The organism is Chitinimonas koreensis (assembly GCF_014353015.1).
Lineage (GTDB): Bacteria > Pseudomonadota > Gammaproteobacteria > Burkholderiales > Chitinimonadaceae > Chitinimonas > Chitinimonas koreensis.
In genome coordinates this window covers 4319550-4338099 of sequence record NZ_CP060704.1, presented here as the reverse complement: position 1 = coordinate 4338099, position 18550 = coordinate 4319550, and the positions used below count along the sequence as shown (strand labels likewise).

The window sequence follows — 18550 nt, the reverse complement described above, 5'->3', positions numbered from 1 at the left end:
GTCATTCCTCCAGCACCCAGGTGTCCTTGGTCCCGCCGCCCTGCGACGAATTGACCACCAGCGAGCCGGCCTTGAGCGCCACCCGGGTCAGCCCGCCGGCGACCATGTGGGTCTCGCGGCCGCTGAGCACGAAGGGGCGCAGGTCGATGTGGCGCGGCGCGATGCCGCTCTGCACGAAGGTGGGGCAGCTCGACAGGCACAGCGTCGGCTGGGCGATGTAGTTGGACGGATTGGCCAGCACCCGCTCGCGGAAGTCGGCGATCTCGGCGCGGCTGGCGGCCGGGCCGACCAGCATGCCGTAGCCGCCGGCGCCGTGGACCTCCTTCACCACCAGCTCGGCCAGGTGGTTCAGCACGTGGTCGAGGTCCTCGGGCTTGCGGCACTGCCAGGTCGGCACGTTGTAGAGGATCGGCTCCTCGCCGAGGTAGAAGCGGATCATGTCCGGCACGTAGGGGTAGATCGACTTGTCGTCGGCCACGCCGGTGCCGATCGCGTTGGCCAGGATCAGGTTGCCCTGCTTGTAGACCGACAAGAGGCCCGGCACGCCGAGCATCGAGTCGGGCCGGAACGCCAGCGGATCGAGGAAGGCGTCGTCGATGCGGCGGTAGATCACGTCGACGCGCTGCGGGCCGACCGTGGTGCGCATGTAGAGGTAGTCGTCCTTGACGAACAGGTCCTGCCCCTCGACCAGCTCGACGCCCATCTGCTGGGCCAGGAAGGCGTGCTCGAAATAGGCCGAGTTGTACGGCCCCGGCGTCAGCACCACGACGGTCGGGTTGTCGACCGTGCTGGCGTGGCGCAGCGTGTTGAGCAGCAGCGTCGGGTAGTGCGCCACCGGCGCCACCGGGTAGCGGGCGAACAGCTCGGGGAACAGCCGCATCATCATCTTGCGGTTCTCGAGCATGTAGCTCACGCCCGAGGGGACGCGCAGGTTGTCCTCCAGCACGTAGTAGCCGCCGTCCGAATGGCGGATCAGGTCGACGCCGGTGATGTGGGCATAGATGCCGTGCGGCAGGTCCAGCCCCTGCATGGCCGGCTGGTACTGCGCGTTGGCGAACACCTGTTCGGCCGGCACCAGGCCGGCCTTGATGATCTCGTGGTCGTGGTAGATGTCCCACAGGAAGCGGTTCAGCGCGGTGACGCGCTGCTTGAGGCCGGCCTGCAGCATGGTCCACTCGGCCGCCGGCACGATGCGCGGCACGGTGTCGAACGGGATCAGCCGCTCGGCGCCGGCCTCGTCGCCGTAGACCGCGAAGGTGATGCCGACGCGGTGGAACAGCAGGTCGGCTTCGGCCCGCTTCTTGGCCAGCGCGTCGGGCGTCTGGGCGTGCAGCCAGTCGGCGAACGGCTGGTAGTGCGAGCGGACCGCGCCGGAGGCGAGCAGCATCTCGTCGTAGTGCGACGGAGCGGGGAGGGTGAGGGCGTGCATGTCGGCTCCCTTGGAATTTGCTGGCTCAATGCAAGCGCCGTGCCGAGCGGAGATGTCCTGTCAGATCAACGGCTTGCCCGGCATGGCCGCAGCGGTGGCATGTAAGGATGCACCATGGTGGTGCTCCGAACCGCTTTGGTGCGCCGGAATGGCCGCCGCGGCCGGTTCGCGCGCCTGCCGGATCGCCGCGCTCGGCGGGGTGCCGAAGTGCTGGGCGAAGCGGCGCGAGAAGCTGGCGATCTCGCGGTAGCCGACCGCCAGCGCCAGCTCGGTCACGCTGTCCTGGCCGGCCAGGATCAGGGCCTGCGCGCGCGCCATGCGCGCCTCCAGCAGCAGCGTGCGCGGGCTGCGGCCCAGGTGCTGGCGGCACAGGCGGTGGAAATGGGTCGGCGACACGCCGTGCAGCGCGGCCAGCTGCTCGGTCCGCCAGTCCTCGGCCGGCGCCGCCTCGACCCGGCCGAACAGCGCGGCCAGCCGCTGCGCCGTGGCGTCGGCCGGCCGCGGCTGGCCGAGGGCGCGCTCGAACAGCGTCACCGCCAGCCCGATGGCCGCCGTCGCCTGGCCCTGTTCGGCCAGCGCGGCCTCGCCGCAGGCCAGTGCGATGGCGTGGTACAGCGATTCGGCACCGACGGCCGGCGCGATGGTCGGCAGCGCGCCATGCAGGCCGGCCCAGCGCGGGCGGTCGTAGGGCAGCAGCCAGGCGAAGCGCCAGCATGCGCCGACCAGGCGCAGGCCGGCGCGGCCCAGCGCCGGCAGCACCGCCAGCTGGCCCGGCCGCAACGGCCGGCTACCCGCCTCGTCGAACACCTCGCCTTCACCCTCGAGGCCGATCGCCGCCACATGCCAGCTCACCCCGATGCGCTCGACCTCGTAGCGCTCGCGCGCCTCGGTGATGCCCATCATCAGGATGCCGTGATCGAACAGCGTCGGCACGTGCGGCCGGTGGAAGGGCTGGCCGCCGATGAAGGACTGGCGGCAGGCGGGGAGATGTCGAGGCGTTCCTGGTAGATGAGGGGCATGGTTTGGGGGAGTGAGGTGTGAGGGGTGAGGGGTGAGGTGTAACCCCATCCCCCTCCCAACCTCCCCCTTGAAGGGGAGGAGCAGGGCGCGACAGCCTCCACCGTTAGCGATCTTCACAGGCTTGCGTGCTTTCACTGCACGGACTCCCTCCCCTTCAAGGGGAGGGCTGGGGTGGGGATGGGGTTACACCTCACCCCTCACCCCTCACCCCTCACCCACTTGCTCATTCCAACGTTGGATACAGACAAATTAGACGATGGCTCGCGACATTCCAGTGATGCCCGCCGCTGCCTATAGTCGGCGGCATTCGCTCACAGGGAGGCAGCGTCATGGCGCGCCGGCAATCGATCATGGGTTTCGTCCTCGCCTGCGCGCTGTCGCTCGGCGCCCGGGGCGAGGAGGCGCCGGCCGAGCTGGCGCGCTGGCTGGCCGGCCAGGTTGTACCGCTCGCCAGCGTCGACCCGGCCGCGCCGGACGACGCCGACCTGGCCGCCTTCGGCCGCGCGGTCGGCGAGGCGCGCATCGTGGCGCTGGGCGAGGTCAGCCACGGCGAATCCAACACCTTCCTGCTCAAGTCGCGGCTGGTTCGCTACCTGCACGAGCGCAAGGGCTTCGAGGTGTTGCTGCTGGAAAGCGGCATGTACGACGGCCAGTCGCTGTGGCACGAGGTGCAGGCCGGCGCGGCCGCGCGCCAGGCCTCGTTCGGCAGCTTGTTCTACATGTACAACCGCAGCGTCGAGATGCGTGCGCTGTACGACTACGTCGACCGACACAAGCACGACCCCAGGCCCTTGGTGCTGACCGCGATGGACACGCCGCACGGCGGGGCGCGCTCGCAGGCCGGCCTGCTGCCGGGGCTGGCCGGCTTCCTGCGCGGCAAGGGCCTCGGTGCGCTGGCGACCGGCGGCGGCTGGAACGATTTCACCCGCGTCGCCGAAGCCGTGCTCGCCATGCGTGCCGAGCCGCCGGCGGCCGCCGAACTTGCCGCCTTCGAGCGCGCCGCGGCCCGGCTCGACGCGGCGCTGGCCGGCGTGGCCGATGCCTACGCATTTCCCGATTCGTCCGGATTCTGGCGCCGGCAGATCGACAGCATCGCCGCCCAGGGCGCCACGATGTGGGATCCGGCCCGGCCCTATGCGCGCGACGTGCAGATGGCGCGCAACGTCGAATACCTGGCCGACCGCTATTACGCCGGCAGGAAGGTGATCGTCTGGGCCATGACCGGGCATGCGCTGGACCTGGCCGTCCACGCCGCGCGGGCCGATGGCGACGGCGGCGGCGCCCGCAGCATGGGCGAGGCGCTGCAGCGCCGCTACGGCGACGCGTACTACAAGGTCGCCGTCGCCGGCCATGCCGGCCGCCACCGCGAGTTCACCGACGGCAGCCTGCTCCACGTCGACGCTTCACGCGCCTGCTCGCTCGAGGCGGCCTGGCATGCCGGCGGCCAGCCGATGGGCTTTCTCGACCTGCGCGGCGCCCGCGCCACGGCCGACGGCGCGCACTGGCTGGATTCGCCGGCGACCACGGTCGGCCTGTCCTACTACGCCGACGGCGGCTGCTATGAAGGGCCGCTCGGCGATTACGTCGACGGGCTGTTCTACGTTGACCGGATCGAGCCGGCGGAGATGGAGGCGGGCTTCCGCTTCCCTGGCTGACGGGGTCGCACGCCGTCGTAGGTCGGGCATAAAGCCCGACCTACAGGAACCTCCGCCTTGCTTGCGCCGGCGGCCGGCAAAGCAAAAGCCCGGCAAGTGCCGGGCTTTCGCGGAGCGATGCGAGCGATCAGCGCAGCCTGACCAAGGTCGACTTCAGCTCGGTGTACTTCTCCAGCGCATGCAGGCTCTTGTCGCGGCCGTTGCCCGACTGCTTGAAGCCGCCGAACGGGAAGTTCATGTCGCCGCCCTCGTCGTAGCAGTTCACCCATACCGTGCCGGCGCGCAGCTTGCGGGCCACGTCGTGGGCGGTGGTCAGGTTGCCGGTCCAGACCGCGGCGGCCAGGCCGTAGTCGCTGTCGTTGGCGATCTGCACCGCCTCGTCGATCGTGTCGAACACGATCACCGACAGCACCGGGCCGAAGATCTCCTCGCGCGCCACGCGGTCGGTCGGCTTCACCTCGAAGATGGTCGGCTGCAGGTAGTAGCCGCCGGCGATCGGCTCGACCCGGTCGCCGCCGCACAAGAGCGTCGATTCGGCGCGGCCGGCCTCGACGTAGCCGAGCACGCGTTCGAGCTGGATCTGGTCGACGATGGCGCCCATGCCGGTGGCCGGGTCGAGCGGATGGCCCGGCACCCATTTCTTGGCCTGCTCGAGCACGCGGGCAATGAAGTCGTCCTTGATGTCGCGGTGGACCAGGAGGCGCGAGCCGGCGGTGCACATCTCGCCCATGTTGTAGAAGATCGCGCCGGCGGCCGAGGCGGCGGCGCGGTCGAGGTCGGGGCAGTCGGGCAGCACGATGTTGGGCGACTTGCCGCCGAGCTCGAGCCAGGTGCGCTTGAGGTTGCTCTGGCCGGCGTACTGCATGATCAGCTTGCCGACCGCGGTCGAGCCGGTGAAGGCGATGCAGTCGATGTCCATGTGCTGGGCCAGCAGGCGGCCGACGTTGCCGGCGCCGGGCAGCACGTTGAACACGCCGGCCGGGATGCCGGCCTCGAGCGCCAGCTGGGCGACGCGGATCGCGGTCAGAGGCGACTTCTCCGACGGCTTGAGGATCACCGAGTTGCCGGCGGCCAGCGCCGGGGCGAATTTCCAGGCCGCCATCAGGATCGGGAAGTTCCACGGCACCACCGCCGCCACCACGCCGATCGCCTCGCGCGTGACCAGGCCGACCAGGTGATGGTCGGCCGGCGCCACTTCGCCGCCGATCTTGTCGATCGCCTCGCCGAACCACTCGACGCAGTAGGCGGCGCCGGGGATGTCGACCGTGGTGGTGTCGCCGATCGGCTTGCCGGCGTCGAGCGTCTCGAGCAGCGACAGTTCGTCGGCGTGCTGGCGGATCAGCGCGCCGAACTTCAGCATGGTCTTCTTGCGCTGGCGCGGATTGAGGTTGGCCCAGACGCCGGCCTCGAAGCTGCGGCGGGCGGCGGCGACCGCGGCCTCGACCTCGGCTTCGCCGCTGTCGGCGATCCTGGCGATGGTCCGGCCGTCGATCGGGCTGACGCAGTCGAAGGTGCCGCCGTCGGCGGCGTCGACGTAGACGCCGTCGATGAAGGCGCGGCCCTCGATGCGCAGGTCGGCGGCGCGGCCTTGCCAGTAGTCGAAATTCTTGTCGGTCATCGTGATCTCCGTGAACTGGGTGATGGGGAGCGGCCGCTGCTTCGTGGCTCCCGAAAATCGATCAAATGCAACGCATCGTCGAGATCGATGCGCTCGAGCGAAGCGAGGCCCCCTCGCGGCGGCGAGGGCGGGGGAGCAGGGGTGAATCAGGGGAGAGCCGATGGGTCGAGTACGTGCCGACCGCATGCGCCCGGCTGTGCCGGGTGCCTGCACTGCGGATCGTTCTGTCGCGAAGGTCGTCACGCATGCCAGGCTCTCAGAAGCTCGGCGCCGCATTCGGGCTGACCAGGCTGGCGCTGACCAGTTCGGCCTCGTCGCGGCCCGGATTGCGGAAGCGGTGCGGCAGGCTCGAATCGAAGTAATAGCCTTCGCCGGGCTTGAGCACGCGGGTCTGCTTGTCGACCGTGAGCTCGATCTCGCCCTTGACCACCATGCCGACCTCCTGGCCGGCGTGGCTCAGCATCTCGGCGCCGGTGTCGGCGCCGCCGGCGTAGATCTCGCGCAGCATGGTGATGTGGCGGTTCTGCACGCCATGGCCGACCAGGTAGAGCGCGACGCCCTCGCCGCCGATGTCGGGCATGGTCTCGGCGTCGAAGAATGGCGAGGGCTTGGCCGGCTCTTCTATATCGAAGGTGAAGAATTCGGCGAGGCTCATCGGCACGCCGTCCAGCACCTTCTTCAGAGAAGAGATGGAGGGGCTCACCCGGTTCTGCTCGATCAGCGAAATGGTGCTGTTGGTCACTCCGGCGCGCTTGGCCAGCTCGCGCTGCGACAGCGCGTGCTTCTCGCGCACCAGCTTGAGCCGGGTGCTGACTTCCATCGACATGGCATCTTCCTTGCTTTTCTAGGCGTCCCGAGTGTTCAATATGATGAACGCCTCGTCATGGGAAATTATACGGGCTTCTGCGCCGTTGCAAGCGTGCGCAAGCGGTAAAGTCCTTGATATTTCGTTTATTGCGCTGCACAACCGATGTTTCTTGTGCGCCGTTTGAGGGCTGGTGTTTAATAAGTTTGACATCGCACAGGGCCGGTGCGTTGAGAATGTTTGACGCACCAGGCCGGTGAACGCGTCCTGCGGACCATGCCACGAGCGCGGCCCGTTCCAGACCTCAAAAACGGAGACAACACCAAATGCTGATCGGCGTACCGAAGGAAATCAAAAACCATGAATACCGCGTGGGCCTGACGCCCGCCGGGGTCAAGGAACTGAAGCGCAACGGCCACGACGTGCTGGTGCAGGCCCATGCCGGCACCGCCATCGGCTTCCCCGACGAGCAGTATCTCGACGCAGGGGCCCAGATCGTGCAGAGCGCCGAGGAAATCTTCAAGCGCGCCGAGATGATCATCAAGGTGAAGGAGCCGCAGCCGGTCGAGTGCGCGATGCTGCGGCCCGGCCAGATCCTCTATACCTATCTGCACCTGGCGCCGGATCCCGAGCAGACCGCCGCGCTGGTCAAGTCCGGCGCCGTGGCGATCGCCTACGAGACGGTGACCGACGGCCGCGGCGGCCTGCCGCTGCTGGCGCCGATGTCCGAGGTCGCCGGCCGCATGGCCATCCAGGCCGCGGCGCGCGCGCTGGAGAAATCGCAGGGCGGCTCGGGCGTGCTGCTCGGCGGCGTGCCCGGCGTGGCCCCCGGCCACGTCACGGTGATCGGCGGCGGCGTGGTCGGCGTCCACGCGGCACGCATGGCGGCCGGCCTCGGCGCCGACGTGACCATCCTCGACCGCTCGCTGCCGCGCCTGAAGGAAATCGACGAAGCGTTCGGCGGCCGCATCAAGACGCTGTACTCGACTCAGGACGCGATCGAGAGTGAACTGAAGGCGGCCGACGCGGTGATCGGCGCGGTGCTGATCCCCGGCGCCGCGGCACCCAAGCTGGTGACGCGCGACATGCTAAAACTGATGAAGCCGGGCTCGGTGCTGGTGGACGTGGCGATCGACCAGGGCGGCTGCTTTGAGACCTCGCGCGCGACCACCCACCAGGAGCCGACCTACGTGGTCGACGGCGTGACCCACTACTGCGTGGCCAACATGCCGGGCGGCGTGGCGCGCACCTCGACCATCGCCCTGACCAACGCCACGCTGGTGCACGCGGTGGCGATCGCCAACAAGGGCTGGAAACGCGCGCTGCGCGACGATGTCCACCTGAGGAACGGCCTCAACGTATGCGAGGGCAAGATCACCTACGCGGCCGTGGCGCGCGATCTGGCCTACGAATACGTGCCGGCCGACTCGCTGCTGAACTGAACCCCGGCCGTGCCGCCCGCGCGCGGCCCGCAACCGAATGGTGGAGAACATGAAACGCAAACCCCTGGTCGCCCTGGTGGCCGACCGCAAGATGCTCGGTCATCACCCCTTCCATTGCGTCGGCGAGAAGTACATCGACGCGGTGGTCGACGGCGCCGGCTGCCTCGCCATGCTGATCCCGGCGCTCGGCGAGCGGCAGGACTTCGATTCGCTGCTGGAGCTGGTGGACGGCTTCATGTTCACCGGCAGCGTGTCGATGGTCGACCCCCGGCGCTACAGCGGGCCGGAACTGCCCGAGGGCCAGTTCCTCGATACCGCGCGCGACGAGACCGCGATGCCGCTGATGAAGGCGGCGGTCGCGCGCGGCATCCCGGTGTTCGCGATCTGCCGCGGCTTCCAGGAGATGAACGTGGTGTTCGGCGGCACGCTGCACCAGAAGGTGCACGAGACGCCGGGCATGATGGACCACCGCGAGGACGCGGCCGCCGATCTCGCCGTGCAGTACGGCCCGGCCCACCCGGTCAGCTTCACGGCCGACGGGCTGATCCACCGCATCAGCGGCATGAAGGAAGCGCGCGTCAATTCGATCCACAACCAGGGCGTGCAACGGCTCGGCGAGGGCCTGCGCGCCGAGGCGGTGGCGCCGGACGGCCTGATCGAGGCCTTCTCGGTGCGCGATGCGCAAGGTTTCACGCTCGCGGTGCAATGGCACCCCGAGTGGAAGTACGCCGACAACCCGTTGTCCGTGAAGCTGTTCAAGGCTTTCGGCGACGATTGCCGGCGCCATCTGGCGAGCCGCAGCTAGGCCGCCTAGTCCGCCCCGGGCGGAACACCCGTCGTCAAGCGCCATTGGAAAGCGACGGGCCGGCTTCGCGCCGCGCCCGCCGCGCTTTCCAACGTCGCCCGGATGACAAACAACCGGAGGTTCGTCCGCATCCAGCGGCGAAAAACAGCATGAACCAGTTCCAAGACTTCTTCCGCGAGCACGGCATCACCGAAGTCGAGTGCGTGGTGCCCGACATGACCGGCGTGGCCCGCGGCAAGATCCTGCCCAAGAGCCAGTTCAACTCGGCCAATATGCGGCTGCCCAAGGCGGTGCTGATCCAGACCGTGACCGGCGACTGGCCCGACGACGACAGCATCACCGGGCCGACCGATCCGGACGTGGTCTGCGTGCCCGACTTCAACACGGTGCGGCTGGTGCCCTGGGCGCCCGAGCCGACCGCGCTGGTGATCCACGACTGCGTGCACTTCGACGGCACGCCGGTCGACATCTCGCCGCGCTACGTGCTGCGCAAGGTGCTCGACCTGTACAAGCAGCGCGGCTGGCAGCCGGTGGTGGCGCCCGAGCTGGAGTTCTACCTGGTCGAGCGCAATATCGATCCCGACATCCCGCTCAAGCCGCCGGTCGGCCGCACCGGCCGCGCCGAGACCGGCCGCATGAGCTACAGCATCGACGCGGTGAACGAATTCGACCCCTATTTCGAGGACGTCTACGAGTACAGCGACGTGATGCGGCTCGACGTCGACACGCTGATCCATGAAGTCGGCGCCGGCCAGATGGAGATCAACTTCGTCCACGGCGACGCGCTCGACCTGGCCGACCGGGTGTTCCTGTTCAAGCGGGTGGTGCGCGAGACCGCGCTGCGCCACAACATCTACGCCACCTTCATGGCCAAGCCGATGCAGGAGGAGCCGGGCAGCGCGATGCACGTGCACCAGAGCATCGTCGACAAGGACGGCCGCAACGTCTTCTCCAACGCCGACGGCGGCCCGTCCGACCTGTTCCTCAGCTATATCGCCGGCCTGCAGCGCTACATGCCGTCGGTGATGCCGATCATGGCGCCCTTCGTCAACAGCTACCGCCGGCTGTCGCGCTTCACCGCCGCGCCGATCAACCTGCAGTGGGGCTACGACAACCGCACCGTCGGCATCCGCGTGCCCAACTCGGGCCCGAGGCGCGCCGGGTCGAGAACCGCGTGCCGGGCGTCGACGTGAACCCCTACCTCGCCATGGCCGCCACGCTGGCCTGCGGCTACCTCGGCATGGTCAAGGGCCTCAAGCCGTCCGACCCGATGATCACCAGCGGCTACGATCTGGACTACGAGCTGCCGCGCCACCTCGAGGACGCCGTCGAGCTGATGCGCGACTCGGCCGACATCGCCGAGGTGTTCGGCGCCAACTTCGTCAACGCCTATTGCGCGGTGAAGGAGAAGGAATACGACACCTTCTTCCGCGTGATCAGCTCGTGGGAGCGCAGCCACCTGCTGCTCAACGTGTAAGCACCACCGTTTTACCCCCAGCCACACCGAAATCAGGCGGCCGCCAGGAGCGGCCGCCATGGAGAACCGCGATGACCAACCCGTTCGAAACCCGTCCCGCCATCCACGCCGAGGCCCGCAAGCCTGCCCGCACCACGCGCGAATGGCAGCAGATGGACGCCGCCCACCACCTGCATCCGTTCAGCGACATGGGCGCGCTGAACAAGATCGGCAGCCGGGTGATCACCCATGCGCAGGGCGTCTACCTGTGGGACAGCGAGGGCAACAAGATCATCGACGGCATGGCCGGGCTGTGGTGCGTCAACGTCGGCTACGGCCGCAAGGAGCTGGCCGACGTCGCCTACAAGCAGATCCTCGAGCTGCCGTACTACAACACCTTCTTCAAGACCACCCACCCGCCGGTGATCGAGCTGTCGCAGCTGCTGTCCGAAGTGGCGCCGGCCGGCTTCGAGCACTTCTTCTATTGCAACTCGGGCTCGGAAGGCAACGACACGGTCATCCGCATCGTGCACAAGTTCTGGGCGGCGCAGGGCAAGCCGCAGAAGCGCTACTTCATCTCGCGCCACAACGGCTACCACGGTTCGACCATCGCCGGCGCCTCGCTCGGCGGCATGGGCTACATGCACGAGCAGATGCCGAGCCAGGTGCCCAATATCGCCCACATCAACCAGCCCTACTGGTATGCCGACGGCGGCGACCAGACGCCCGAGCAGTTCGCGCTGGCGCGCGCGCAGGAACTCGAGGCCAAGATCCTCGAGATCGGCGCCGACAACGTCGCGGCCTTCATCGGCGAGCCGTTCCAGGGCGCCGGCGGCGTGATCTTCCCGGCCGACACCTACTGGCCCGAGATCCAGCGCATCTGCCGCAAGTACGACATCCTGCTGTGCGCCGACGAAGTGATCGGCGGCTTCGGCCGCACCGGCCAGTGGTTCGCCCACCAGCACTTCGGCTTCGAGCCGGACCTGATCACCATGGCCAAGGGCCTGTCGTCGGGCTACGTGCCGATCGGCGCGGTCGGCCTGCACCGCCGCGTCGCCGACGTGCTGATGTCGGCCGGCGACTTCAACCACGGCCTGACCTACTCGGGCCATCCGGTCGCCGCCGCGGTCGCGGTCGCCAACATCCGCATGCTGCGCGACGACGGCATCGTCGACCAGGTGCGCACCGATACCGGGCCCTACTTCCAGAACAGCCTGCGCGAGGCGCTGGCCGGCTCGCCGCTGGTCGGCGAGGTGCATGGCGCGGGCCTGGTCGCCGGCATCCAGCTGACGAAGGACAAGGCCACCCGCCAGCGCTTCGACGATCCGTGGGGCCTGGGCAACCAGTGCCGCGACCATTGCTTCCGCAACAACCTGATCATGCGCGCCACCGCCGACCGCATGCTGCTGAGCCCGCCGCTGGTGATGACCCGCGGCGAGATCGACGAACTGGTCGAAAAGGCCGCGCATTGCATCGGCCTGACCGCGCGCGATCTCGGCATGGCGTGATGTGCTGGAATAGTTGATGCTTGATGCCGCGGCAGTCGGGGGCCGCCGCGGCAACCCCGAAGTCCTGCAGTTTTCTTGGCAACACTCGACACCCGACCCCATTCCAAGGAGCGCAACTCGATGGCTAAGCAATTCGCGATCACCATGGCGGCCGCCGCCGTGGCGGCACTGTCCCTGACGGCCCAAGCCGCCGGCCAGTTGAACATCTACAACTGGAACGATTACGTCGGCGAGCAGACCGTGCCGAATTTCGAGAAGGCCAACGGCGTCAAGATCAAGTACGACGTCTACGACAGCAACGAGACGCTGCAGGCCAAGCTGCTGACCGGCAAGTCGGGCTACGACATCGTGGTGCCTTCGCTGGAATTCGCCGCCAAGCAGATCCAGTCGGGCGTCTACCTGCCGCTGGACAAGACCAAGCTCCCGAACTGGGCCAACCTCAACCCCGAAATCCTGAAAATGGCCGAGATGGCCGACCCGGGCAACAAGTTCCTGGTGCCGTACATGTGGGGCACCACCGCCTTCGGCATCAACGTCGACAAGGTGAAGAAGGCGCTCGGCGCCGAGCCGATGCCGGCGGACGAGTGGGAACTGCTGTTCAATCCGAAGTACACCAACAAGCTCAAGTCCTGCGGCATCTCCTTCATGGACACCGGCAGCGACGTCTACTCGATGGTCAACATCTACCTGGGCAAGGACGCCAACGACCACAGCGAAGCCCAGCTCAAGGCCGCCACCGAGGTGCTGAAGAAGGTGCGACCCGACGTGCGGCTGTTCAACAGCTCGCCGATCGACCTCTTGGCCAATGGCGACGTCTGCGTGGCGATGTCCTTCAACGGCGACACCTATATCGCCAAGGACCGCGCCGAGAAGGCCAAGAACAAGCAGAAGATCGAATACGTGGTGCCGCAGAAGGGCACGGTGGCCTGGATCGACAATATGGCGATCCCCAAGGACGCCAAGAACGCCGACAACGCCCACAAGTGGATCAACTACATCCTCGAGCCCAAGGTGGCGGCCGAGATTTCCAATTTCGTCAATTACGCCAACCCCAACCTCAAGTCGGCGCCGTTCGTGGACAAGAAGATCGCCAGCGATCCCAAGATCTTCATGAGCCAGGAAGCCATGACCAAGCTGCAGGCCAAAAAGCCGATCGCACCGGCCGAGCAGAAGCTGATCACCAAGTATTTCAACCAGTTCAAGGCTGCGAAATAATCGCAGTCACAGCGGGGCCGGCATTTATTTAAAATGCCGGCCTTTTTAACGGCATGGTGCTGCCGACATCCCGCTCGCCGGATCGGGTGAGCCGGATATCGACAGCGCCAACCGCACCCAGTACGGAGCTTTCATCGTGGCGGTAACACCGACCGAACTCGCCCAGGGCGACGGCAAGCAGAACTATCTCGAAATCAAGGGCGTGACGAAGAAGTTCGGGGACTTCTACGCGGTCGACGACGTCGACCTCGTGATCCCGAAGAACGAGATCTTCGCGCTGCTCGGCAGCTCCGGCTCAGGCAAATCCACGCTCCTGCGCATGCTGGCCGGCATGGAGACGCCGACCGAGGGCCGCATCATCCTCGACGGCCAGGACATCACCGACATGCCGCCCTACATCCGGCCGGTCAACATGATGTTCCAGTCCTATGCGCTGTTCCCGCACATGACGGTCGAGCAGAACATCGCCTTCGGCCTCAAGCAGGACAAGCTGCCCCGCGATCAGATCGCCGACCGCGTCAGCAAGATGCTCGAGCTGGTGCAGATGAAGAAGCTGGCCCGCCGCAAGCCGCACCAGCTGTCCGGCGGCCAGCAGCAGCGCACCGCCTTGGCGCGTTCGCTGGCCAAGCGCCCCAAATTGCTGCTCTTGGACGAGCCGCTCGGCGCGCTCGACAAGAAGCTGCGGATGGAAACCCAGCTCGAACTGGTCAACGTGATCGAGACCGTCGGCGTGACCTGCATCATGGTGACGCACGACCAGGAAGAGGCCATGACCATGGCCGGCCGCATCGCCATCATGAGCGAGGGCAAGTTGAAGCAGGTCGGCGGCCCGCGCGAGATCTACGAATACCCGAACTGCCGCTTCACCGCCGAATTCATCGGCACCACCAATATCTTCGAGGGCAAGCTCAGCGTCGACGAGCCCGACCACGTGGTGATCGACAGCGCCGAATTGCCGCGCGGCATCTACGTCGACCACGGCATCACCGGGCCCAAGGGCATGACCGTGTGGTACTCGGTGCGGCCCGAGGACGTCACGCTGTGCCGCAACAAGCCCGAGGCGCAGTACAACTGGGCCGAGGGCACGGTGCACGATATCGCCTACCTCGGCTCGCACTCGGTCTACCACGTCAAGCTCGCCTCCGGCCGCATCGTGATCGCCAACGTGCCCTCCAGCCACTGGGGCGACGACAAGCCGGCCACCTGGGGCGACCCGATCGTGGTCAAGTGGTCCGACCGTGAAGGCGTGGTGCTGACATCATGAAAAAGCTCCTAGCCCGCCTGCCCAGCGGCCGGACCGGGGTGATCGCGGTCCCCTACGTCTGGCTACTGGTGTTCTTCCTCTTGCCCTTCTTCTTCGTGCTCAAGATCAGCTTCGCCGAGCCCGACATCGCCCAGCCGCCGTACACGCCGCTGCTCAAGCAGGAGGACAACAAGACCACCATCGCGCTCGACACCACCAAGTACCAGACGGTGTTCGACGAGGTCGACGCCTTCGTCGAGAAGCCGTTGCAGGAAGCGCGCGAGGAGAGCCAGTACGTCATCGCCTATTGGAACGCGATCAAGCTCGCCTTCCTGACCATGCTGCTGACGCTGCTGATCGGCTACCCGCTGGCCTACAACATCGCCCGGGCCAACGAGGCGACGCGCAACACGCTGCTGATGATGGTGATGATCCCGTTCTGGACGTCCTTCCTGCTGCGGGTCTACGCCTGGATCGGCATCCTCAAGGACAACGGGGTGATCAACAACATCCTGCTGGGCCTGGGCCTGATCGACGCGCCGCTGCAGCTCCTGTACACGCCGTTCTCGGTGCTGCTGGGGATGGTCTACAACTACCTGCCGTTCATGATCCTGCCGCTCTACGCCCACCTGGTGAAGCTCGACGGCCGGCTGTTCGAAGCCGCCGCCGACCTCGGCGCCAAGCCGCTGACCACCTTCATCCGCATCACGCTGCCGCTGTCCAAGGCCGGCATCATCGCCGGCTCGATGATGGTGTTCATCCCGGCCGTCGGCGAGTACGTGATCCCGGCGCTCTTGGGCGGCGGCGACGTGGTGTTCATCGGCAACAAGCTGATGGACGACTTCGGCGCCAACCTCGACTGGCCGCAGGCCTCGGCGGTGGCGGTCATCATGCTCGCGCTGCTGATCGCACCGATCGTCTGGTTCCACCGCTTCGAGCAGAAACAGCAGGAGGCCGGCAAATGAACCGCATGCCTTTCGCCAACCGGCTCTACATGGTGCTGGGCTTCTTCTTCCTGTATGCGCCGATCGCCAGCCTGATCCTGTATTCGTTCAACGAATCGCGGCTGGTCACCGTCTGGGGCGGCTTCTCGCTCAAGTGGTACCAGGTGCTGGTCAACGACGACGAGCTGCTGCACGCGGCCGGCCTGAGCTTCAAGATCGCCTTCATGTCGGCCACGCTGGCCGTGGTGCTGGGCACGGTGGCCGGCTTCGTGCTGGCGCGGTTCGGTCGTTTCCGCGGCCAGTCGCTGTTCGCCGGCCTGGTCACCGCGCCGATGGTGATGCCGGAGGTGATCGTCGGCCTGTCGATGCTGCTGCTGTTCGTCGCACTGCAATCGGGCCTGGGCTGCGGCGCCGAGCCGCCGCCGAGCGGCCTCTTGAGCCGCTTCGGCTGCTGGGCCTTCGGCGAGCGCGGCATGGTCACCATCTGGATCGGCCATACCACGCTGTGCATGGCCTACGTGGCGGTGCTGGTGCAGTCGCGGCTGAAGGAGCTCGACCGTTCGCTCGAGGATGCCGCGATGGATCTCGGCTGCCATCCGTTCAAGGTGTTCTTCGTCATCACCCTGCCGGTGATCTCGCAGGCGCTGGTGGCCGGCTGGCTGTTGAGTTTCACGCTGTCGCTCGACGACTACGTGCTGACCGCCTTCCTGTCCGGCCCCGGCTCGACCACCATGCCGCAGTGGATCTTCTCCTCGATCCGCCTCGGCCTCACGCCGGAGATCAATGCGCTGGCGACCATCGTGATCGTGGTGGTGACGGTGTTCGTGATCGTGTCGAACCGGCTGATGCTGTCGGCCCAGGCCAAGCGCGAGCGGGCGATGCAGGCGGCGTTCTCGGGCAAGACCGAATAGCGCCGGCCGCTGTGCGGCAATGGAAAAGGACTCAAGGTCCTGGAAGACGAAGGCCCGGCATCTGCCGGGCCTTTTTACATTTCGCCGAGGTCTTCACCGACCCCTTGCGATACGGTCGCCCCACGGCCAGGCCGCCCGCAGCAGGCGCGGCCGGAAGGCCAGCGTCAGCGCGATCAGCGGGGCGGAGCCGGCCAGCAGCATCAGCCAGACCAGGACCGCCATGGACGGCCGGTCGGCGGCGAAGCACAGCAGGGCCGAGGCGAGCAGGCTCGCCGTGCCCAGCGCGCGCAGCGTGGCCCGCACGGCGCGCGCGGGCGTGGTGCCGCCGTGCACCTGGTGCCAGTGCGCATCCATCGCCAGCGACAGCCAGGCGAAGCCGACGACGCTGGCCGCTGCGGCGCCTGCCTGGTACAGCCAGATCGGTTCAGCCATGAAGCGCCTCGCTGATATTCGGTGCTGCGTGGGTCGACGGCCGGGCGTGGCGTTCATGCCGGGCCAGCTTGCGGCCGGCGAAGACGGCGATCGCCGCGGCGGCCAGCAGGCTCAGGTCCAGGCCGGCCACGGGCCAATAGGTAGAGGTGAACAGGGTCTTGACCAGGTGGTCGCCGGTGCCGATCCAGTTCAGCACCACCGCCGCGACGGCCAGCGCCGCCAGCGCCCAGCATTGTTCGCGCCAGGCCGGATTGATGCGCCCCTGCGCCACCGGGCCGCTGCGCGCCGCGGCATGGATGAAGCTCAGCAGCCAGGCGCCCCAGAACACCTTCTCCTCCCAGCCGCCCTTGCCCGCCAGGTCGGCCGGCAGCGCACGGTTGGCGGCGAGCATCGCGACGGCTGCGATCACCATGCCGGTGACCGCGGCGACCGCCAGCGCATCGACCGCGCGGCTCCCCATGCTGCCGCGCTTGGCGTGCTGCGCCTTGCGCTTCTCGACGAAGAAGATGAAGCCGGTGGCGATGCACACGCAGCCCAGCAGGCCGCCCAGCACGTACAGCCAGCGCAGCAGCCAGTGGCGGAAGTGCTGCAGGTGCAGGCCGGTCAGGAATTCGTTGACGCTCATGACGGCCGAGGGCGGGGGGTCTTCGCGGATGACGCGGCCGCTGCTGGCTTCGAAGTGCACGCCCTGGCCGACCAGGGCCACCTGGTCGTTGCCGGCGCGGAAGATGCTGACGTAGCCGTTCTTGTCGCCCAGGTGGTTGATGTAGAGGTAACCGACCTCGCCCGGCATGTTGCGCGCGGCCCAGCGGCGCTTGGCCTCGGCCACCATGGCGTCCACCGAGGCCAGCGGCGCCGGTACGCCGGCCGCCTCGTGGGCCAGGCCGGTGCGTGCGGCCTCCATCGCTTCATGCTGCTTGTGCAGGGGGGCGAGCAGGGTCTCGGCCAGCGGCAGGTAGATGCTGGCGAAGATCACCAGGCCGGTGAAGGCGAAGAAGAAGTGGAACGGCAGGCCGGCGATCCCGCTCAGGTTGTGCAGGTCCAGGCTGCTGCGCTGGGTGCGCTTCCAGGGGCGGAAGGTGAAGAACTCGCGGAAGATCTTCTTGTGCAAGACCACGCCGCTGACCAGCGCGGCCAGCATGACCAGCGCGGCCAGGCCGACCACCCAATAGCCCAGGTTCTGCCAGTTCAGGTGCAGGCTGTAGTGCATCGGGTAGAAGAACTCGCTGCCCAGCTTGAGCTGCCCCTCGGACAGGAAGGCGCCGGTGCGCGGGTCCAGCGTGGCCCAGCCGTGCACGTGCTGATGCTCGTCGGCGGCGTCCCTGGGCTTGTTGGGCACGTCGAATTCCGCGCCGATGGCCAGCACCGGGTCGCGGTGGGTGGTGTAGTAGTACAGCGAGGACATCGGCAGGGTGGCGGGATCGGGCAGCTCGCCGATCACCCGCGCCCGGGTGGCCGCCAGGTCCACCGGGTGCGGCTTGAGTTTGGCGTAGATCGGCTTGAGCACCTGGTCGAACGACGGCGCGGGTTGCGCCGGGAAGCGCGTATCGGGCAGCGCCCAGCGGTCGATCTCGCGGTCGAACACCGAGAGCGAGCCGAAGAAGAAGCACACCATCAGCACATAGCCCAGCGTCAGGCCGAACCAGGTGTGCAGCCAGGTCATCGAATGGCGGAAGCTTTGGAACATCGTGGTGATTCCTGTCGCGGATTCAGTGCAGCAGGCTGCGTTGCAGAAGCCAGGCGGCCAGCGTCATCGTCGCGCCGCCGCCGGCCAGCACGGCCCAGATCAGCGCCAGGCTGCGGCCCGCGAACGACCACAGGAAGGCGAGCAGGAAGACGATGAAGGCCAGCAGCATCACCGCATGCTCGGCTTCGTGGAAATCGGTGCCGGCGGCGACCAGGGCTGCGATCGCGCAGGCGGCCAGCCCCCAGGTGAACAGGTAGCCGCCCAGCAGCGCGGCGGCGATGCGGGCCAGCACGAGCAGGCGGTTCGTCATGCTTTCGGACAAGGACGGATGCTCCGACAAATTCGTCGCCGGCCGAAACCGGCCGGCTAAAACGCGAAAA

15 protein-coding genes and 1 pseudogene are annotated in these 18550 nt (G+C 67.4%); 9 read left to right on the top strand and 7 right to left on the bottom strand.

Annotated elements, in window-relative coordinates; translation table 11 throughout:
• Window position 1: 1 nt before the first annotated feature.
• Both H9L41_RS18145 and H9L41_RS18140 read right to left on the bottom strand, forming a co-directional pair.
• The gene (locus H9L41_RS18145; RefSeq protein ID WP_028445348.1) at window positions 2-1429 is read right to left on the bottom strand and encodes a circularly permuted type 2 ATP-grasp protein; all 1428 of its coding nucleotides are present in this window, start codon (window positions 1427-1429) and stop codon (window positions 2-4) included.
• Between the two features lie 60 nt (window positions 1430-1489).
• Window positions 1490-2362, bottom strand: a complete 873-nt coding sequence (locus tag H9L41_RS18140) for a helix-turn-helix transcriptional regulator (RefSeq protein ID WP_187523523.1) — start codon at window positions 2360-2362, stop codon at window positions 1490-1492.
• Window positions 2363-2799: 437 nt separating this feature from the next.
• Here H9L41_RS18140 and H9L41_RS18135 point away from each other — a divergent pair, with 437 nt between their 5' ends.
• Window positions 2800-4104 (top strand): erythromycin esterase family protein, encoded by a 1305-nt coding sequence (locus H9L41_RS18135; protein WP_157461898.1) that lies wholly within the window; start codon window positions 2800-2802, stop codon window positions 4102-4104.
• 127 nt (window positions 4105-4231) lie between these two features.
• Here H9L41_RS18135 and H9L41_RS18130 read toward each other — a convergent pair whose 3' ends face one another.
• Together H9L41_RS18130 and H9L41_RS18125 are read right to left on the bottom strand one after the other, a co-directional pair.
• A complete protein-coding gene (locus H9L41_RS18130; RefSeq protein WP_028445345.1) occupies window positions 4232-5722 on the bottom strand; it encodes an aldehyde dehydrogenase in 1491 nt (496 codons plus the stop codon).
• A 256-nt stretch (window positions 5723-5978) separates the two neighbouring features.
• The gene (locus H9L41_RS18125) at window positions 5979-6548 is read right to left on the bottom strand and encodes a cupin domain-containing protein (RefSeq protein ID WP_028445344.1); all 570 of its coding nucleotides are present in this window, start codon (window positions 6546-6548) and stop codon (window positions 5979-5981) included.
• Window positions 6549-6853: 305 nt separating this feature from the next.
• On the opposite strand from H9L41_RS18125, the gene ald reads away from it, so the two are divergent.
• From ald to H9L41_RS18085, 8 genes and pseudogenes are all read left to right on the top strand, one after another.
• Window positions 6854-7969, top strand: coding sequence for an alanine dehydrogenase (gene ald / locus H9L41_RS18120; RefSeq protein ID WP_028445343.1), 1116 nt, complete (start codon window positions 6854-6856; stop codon window positions 7967-7969).
• A gap of 49 nt (window positions 7970-8018) precedes the next feature.
• Window positions 8019-8774 (top strand): gamma-glutamyl-gamma-aminobutyrate hydrolase family protein, encoded by a 756-nt coding sequence (locus H9L41_RS18115; protein ID WP_028445342.1) that lies wholly within the window; start codon window positions 8019-8021, stop codon window positions 8772-8774.
• A gap of 149 nt (window positions 8775-8923) precedes the next feature.
• A pseudogene (locus H9L41_RS18110) lies at window positions 8924-10251 on the top strand (glutamine synthetase family protein).
• Between the two features lie 71 nt (window positions 10252-10322).
• Window positions 10323-11738, top strand: a complete 1416-nt coding sequence (locus H9L41_RS18105; RefSeq protein WP_028445340.1) for an aspartate aminotransferase family protein — start codon at window positions 10323-10325, stop codon at window positions 11736-11738.
• 120 nt (window positions 11739-11858) lie between these two features.
• A complete protein-coding gene (locus H9L41_RS18100) occupies window positions 11859-12953 on the top strand; it encodes a polyamine ABC transporter substrate-binding protein (RefSeq protein ID WP_028445339.1) in 1095 nt (364 codons plus the stop codon).
• A gap of 136 nt (window positions 12954-13089) precedes the next feature.
• Window positions 13090-14217 carry an ABC transporter ATP-binding protein gene (locus tag H9L41_RS18095; RefSeq protein WP_051318827.1) on the top strand — a complete coding sequence of 376 codons (1128 nt, stop codon included), beginning with the start codon at window positions 13090-13092 and terminating at the stop codon, window positions 14215-14217.
• Window positions 14214-15161 carry an ABC transporter permease subunit gene (locus H9L41_RS18090; RefSeq protein ID WP_028445337.1) on the top strand — a complete coding sequence of 316 codons (948 nt, stop codon included), beginning with the start codon at window positions 14214-14216 and terminating at the stop codon, window positions 15159-15161. The genes H9L41_RS18095 and H9L41_RS18090 overlap by 4 nt, the downstream gene beginning before the upstream one ends.
• Window positions 15158-16051: an ABC transporter permease subunit gene (locus tag H9L41_RS18085; protein WP_051318826.1), complete on the top strand. Its 894-nt coding sequence runs from the start codon at window positions 15158-15160 to the stop codon at window positions 16049-16051. The genes H9L41_RS18090 and H9L41_RS18085 overlap by 4 nt, the downstream gene beginning before the upstream one ends.
• Before the next feature lie 93 nt (window positions 16052-16144).
• On the opposite strand, the gene H9L41_RS18080 is transcribed toward H9L41_RS18085, so the two are convergent.
• Genes H9L41_RS18080 through H9L41_RS18070 form a run of 3 tightly spaced genes read right to left on the bottom strand, consistent with a single transcriptional unit; the run spans window position 16145 to window position 18480 of the window.
• On the bottom strand, window positions 16145-16483 hold the full coding sequence (locus tag H9L41_RS18080; protein ID WP_028445335.1) for a DUF3325 domain-containing protein: 339 nt from the start codon (window positions 16481-16483) through the stop codon (window positions 16145-16147).
• Window positions 16476-18170 carry a PepSY-associated TM helix domain-containing protein gene (locus H9L41_RS18075; protein ID WP_028445334.1) on the bottom strand — a complete coding sequence of 565 codons (1695 nt, stop codon included), beginning with the start codon at window positions 18168-18170 and terminating at the stop codon, window positions 16476-16478. Before H9L41_RS18075 ends, H9L41_RS18080 begins: the two co-directional genes overlap by 8 nt.
• 22 nt (window positions 18171-18192) lie before the next feature.
• Window positions 18193-18480 carry a hypothetical protein gene (locus tag H9L41_RS18070; protein WP_034606355.1) on the bottom strand — a complete coding sequence of 96 codons (288 nt, stop codon included), beginning with the start codon at window positions 18478-18480 and terminating at the stop codon, window positions 18193-18195.
• Window positions 18481-18550 lie beyond the last annotated feature (70 nt).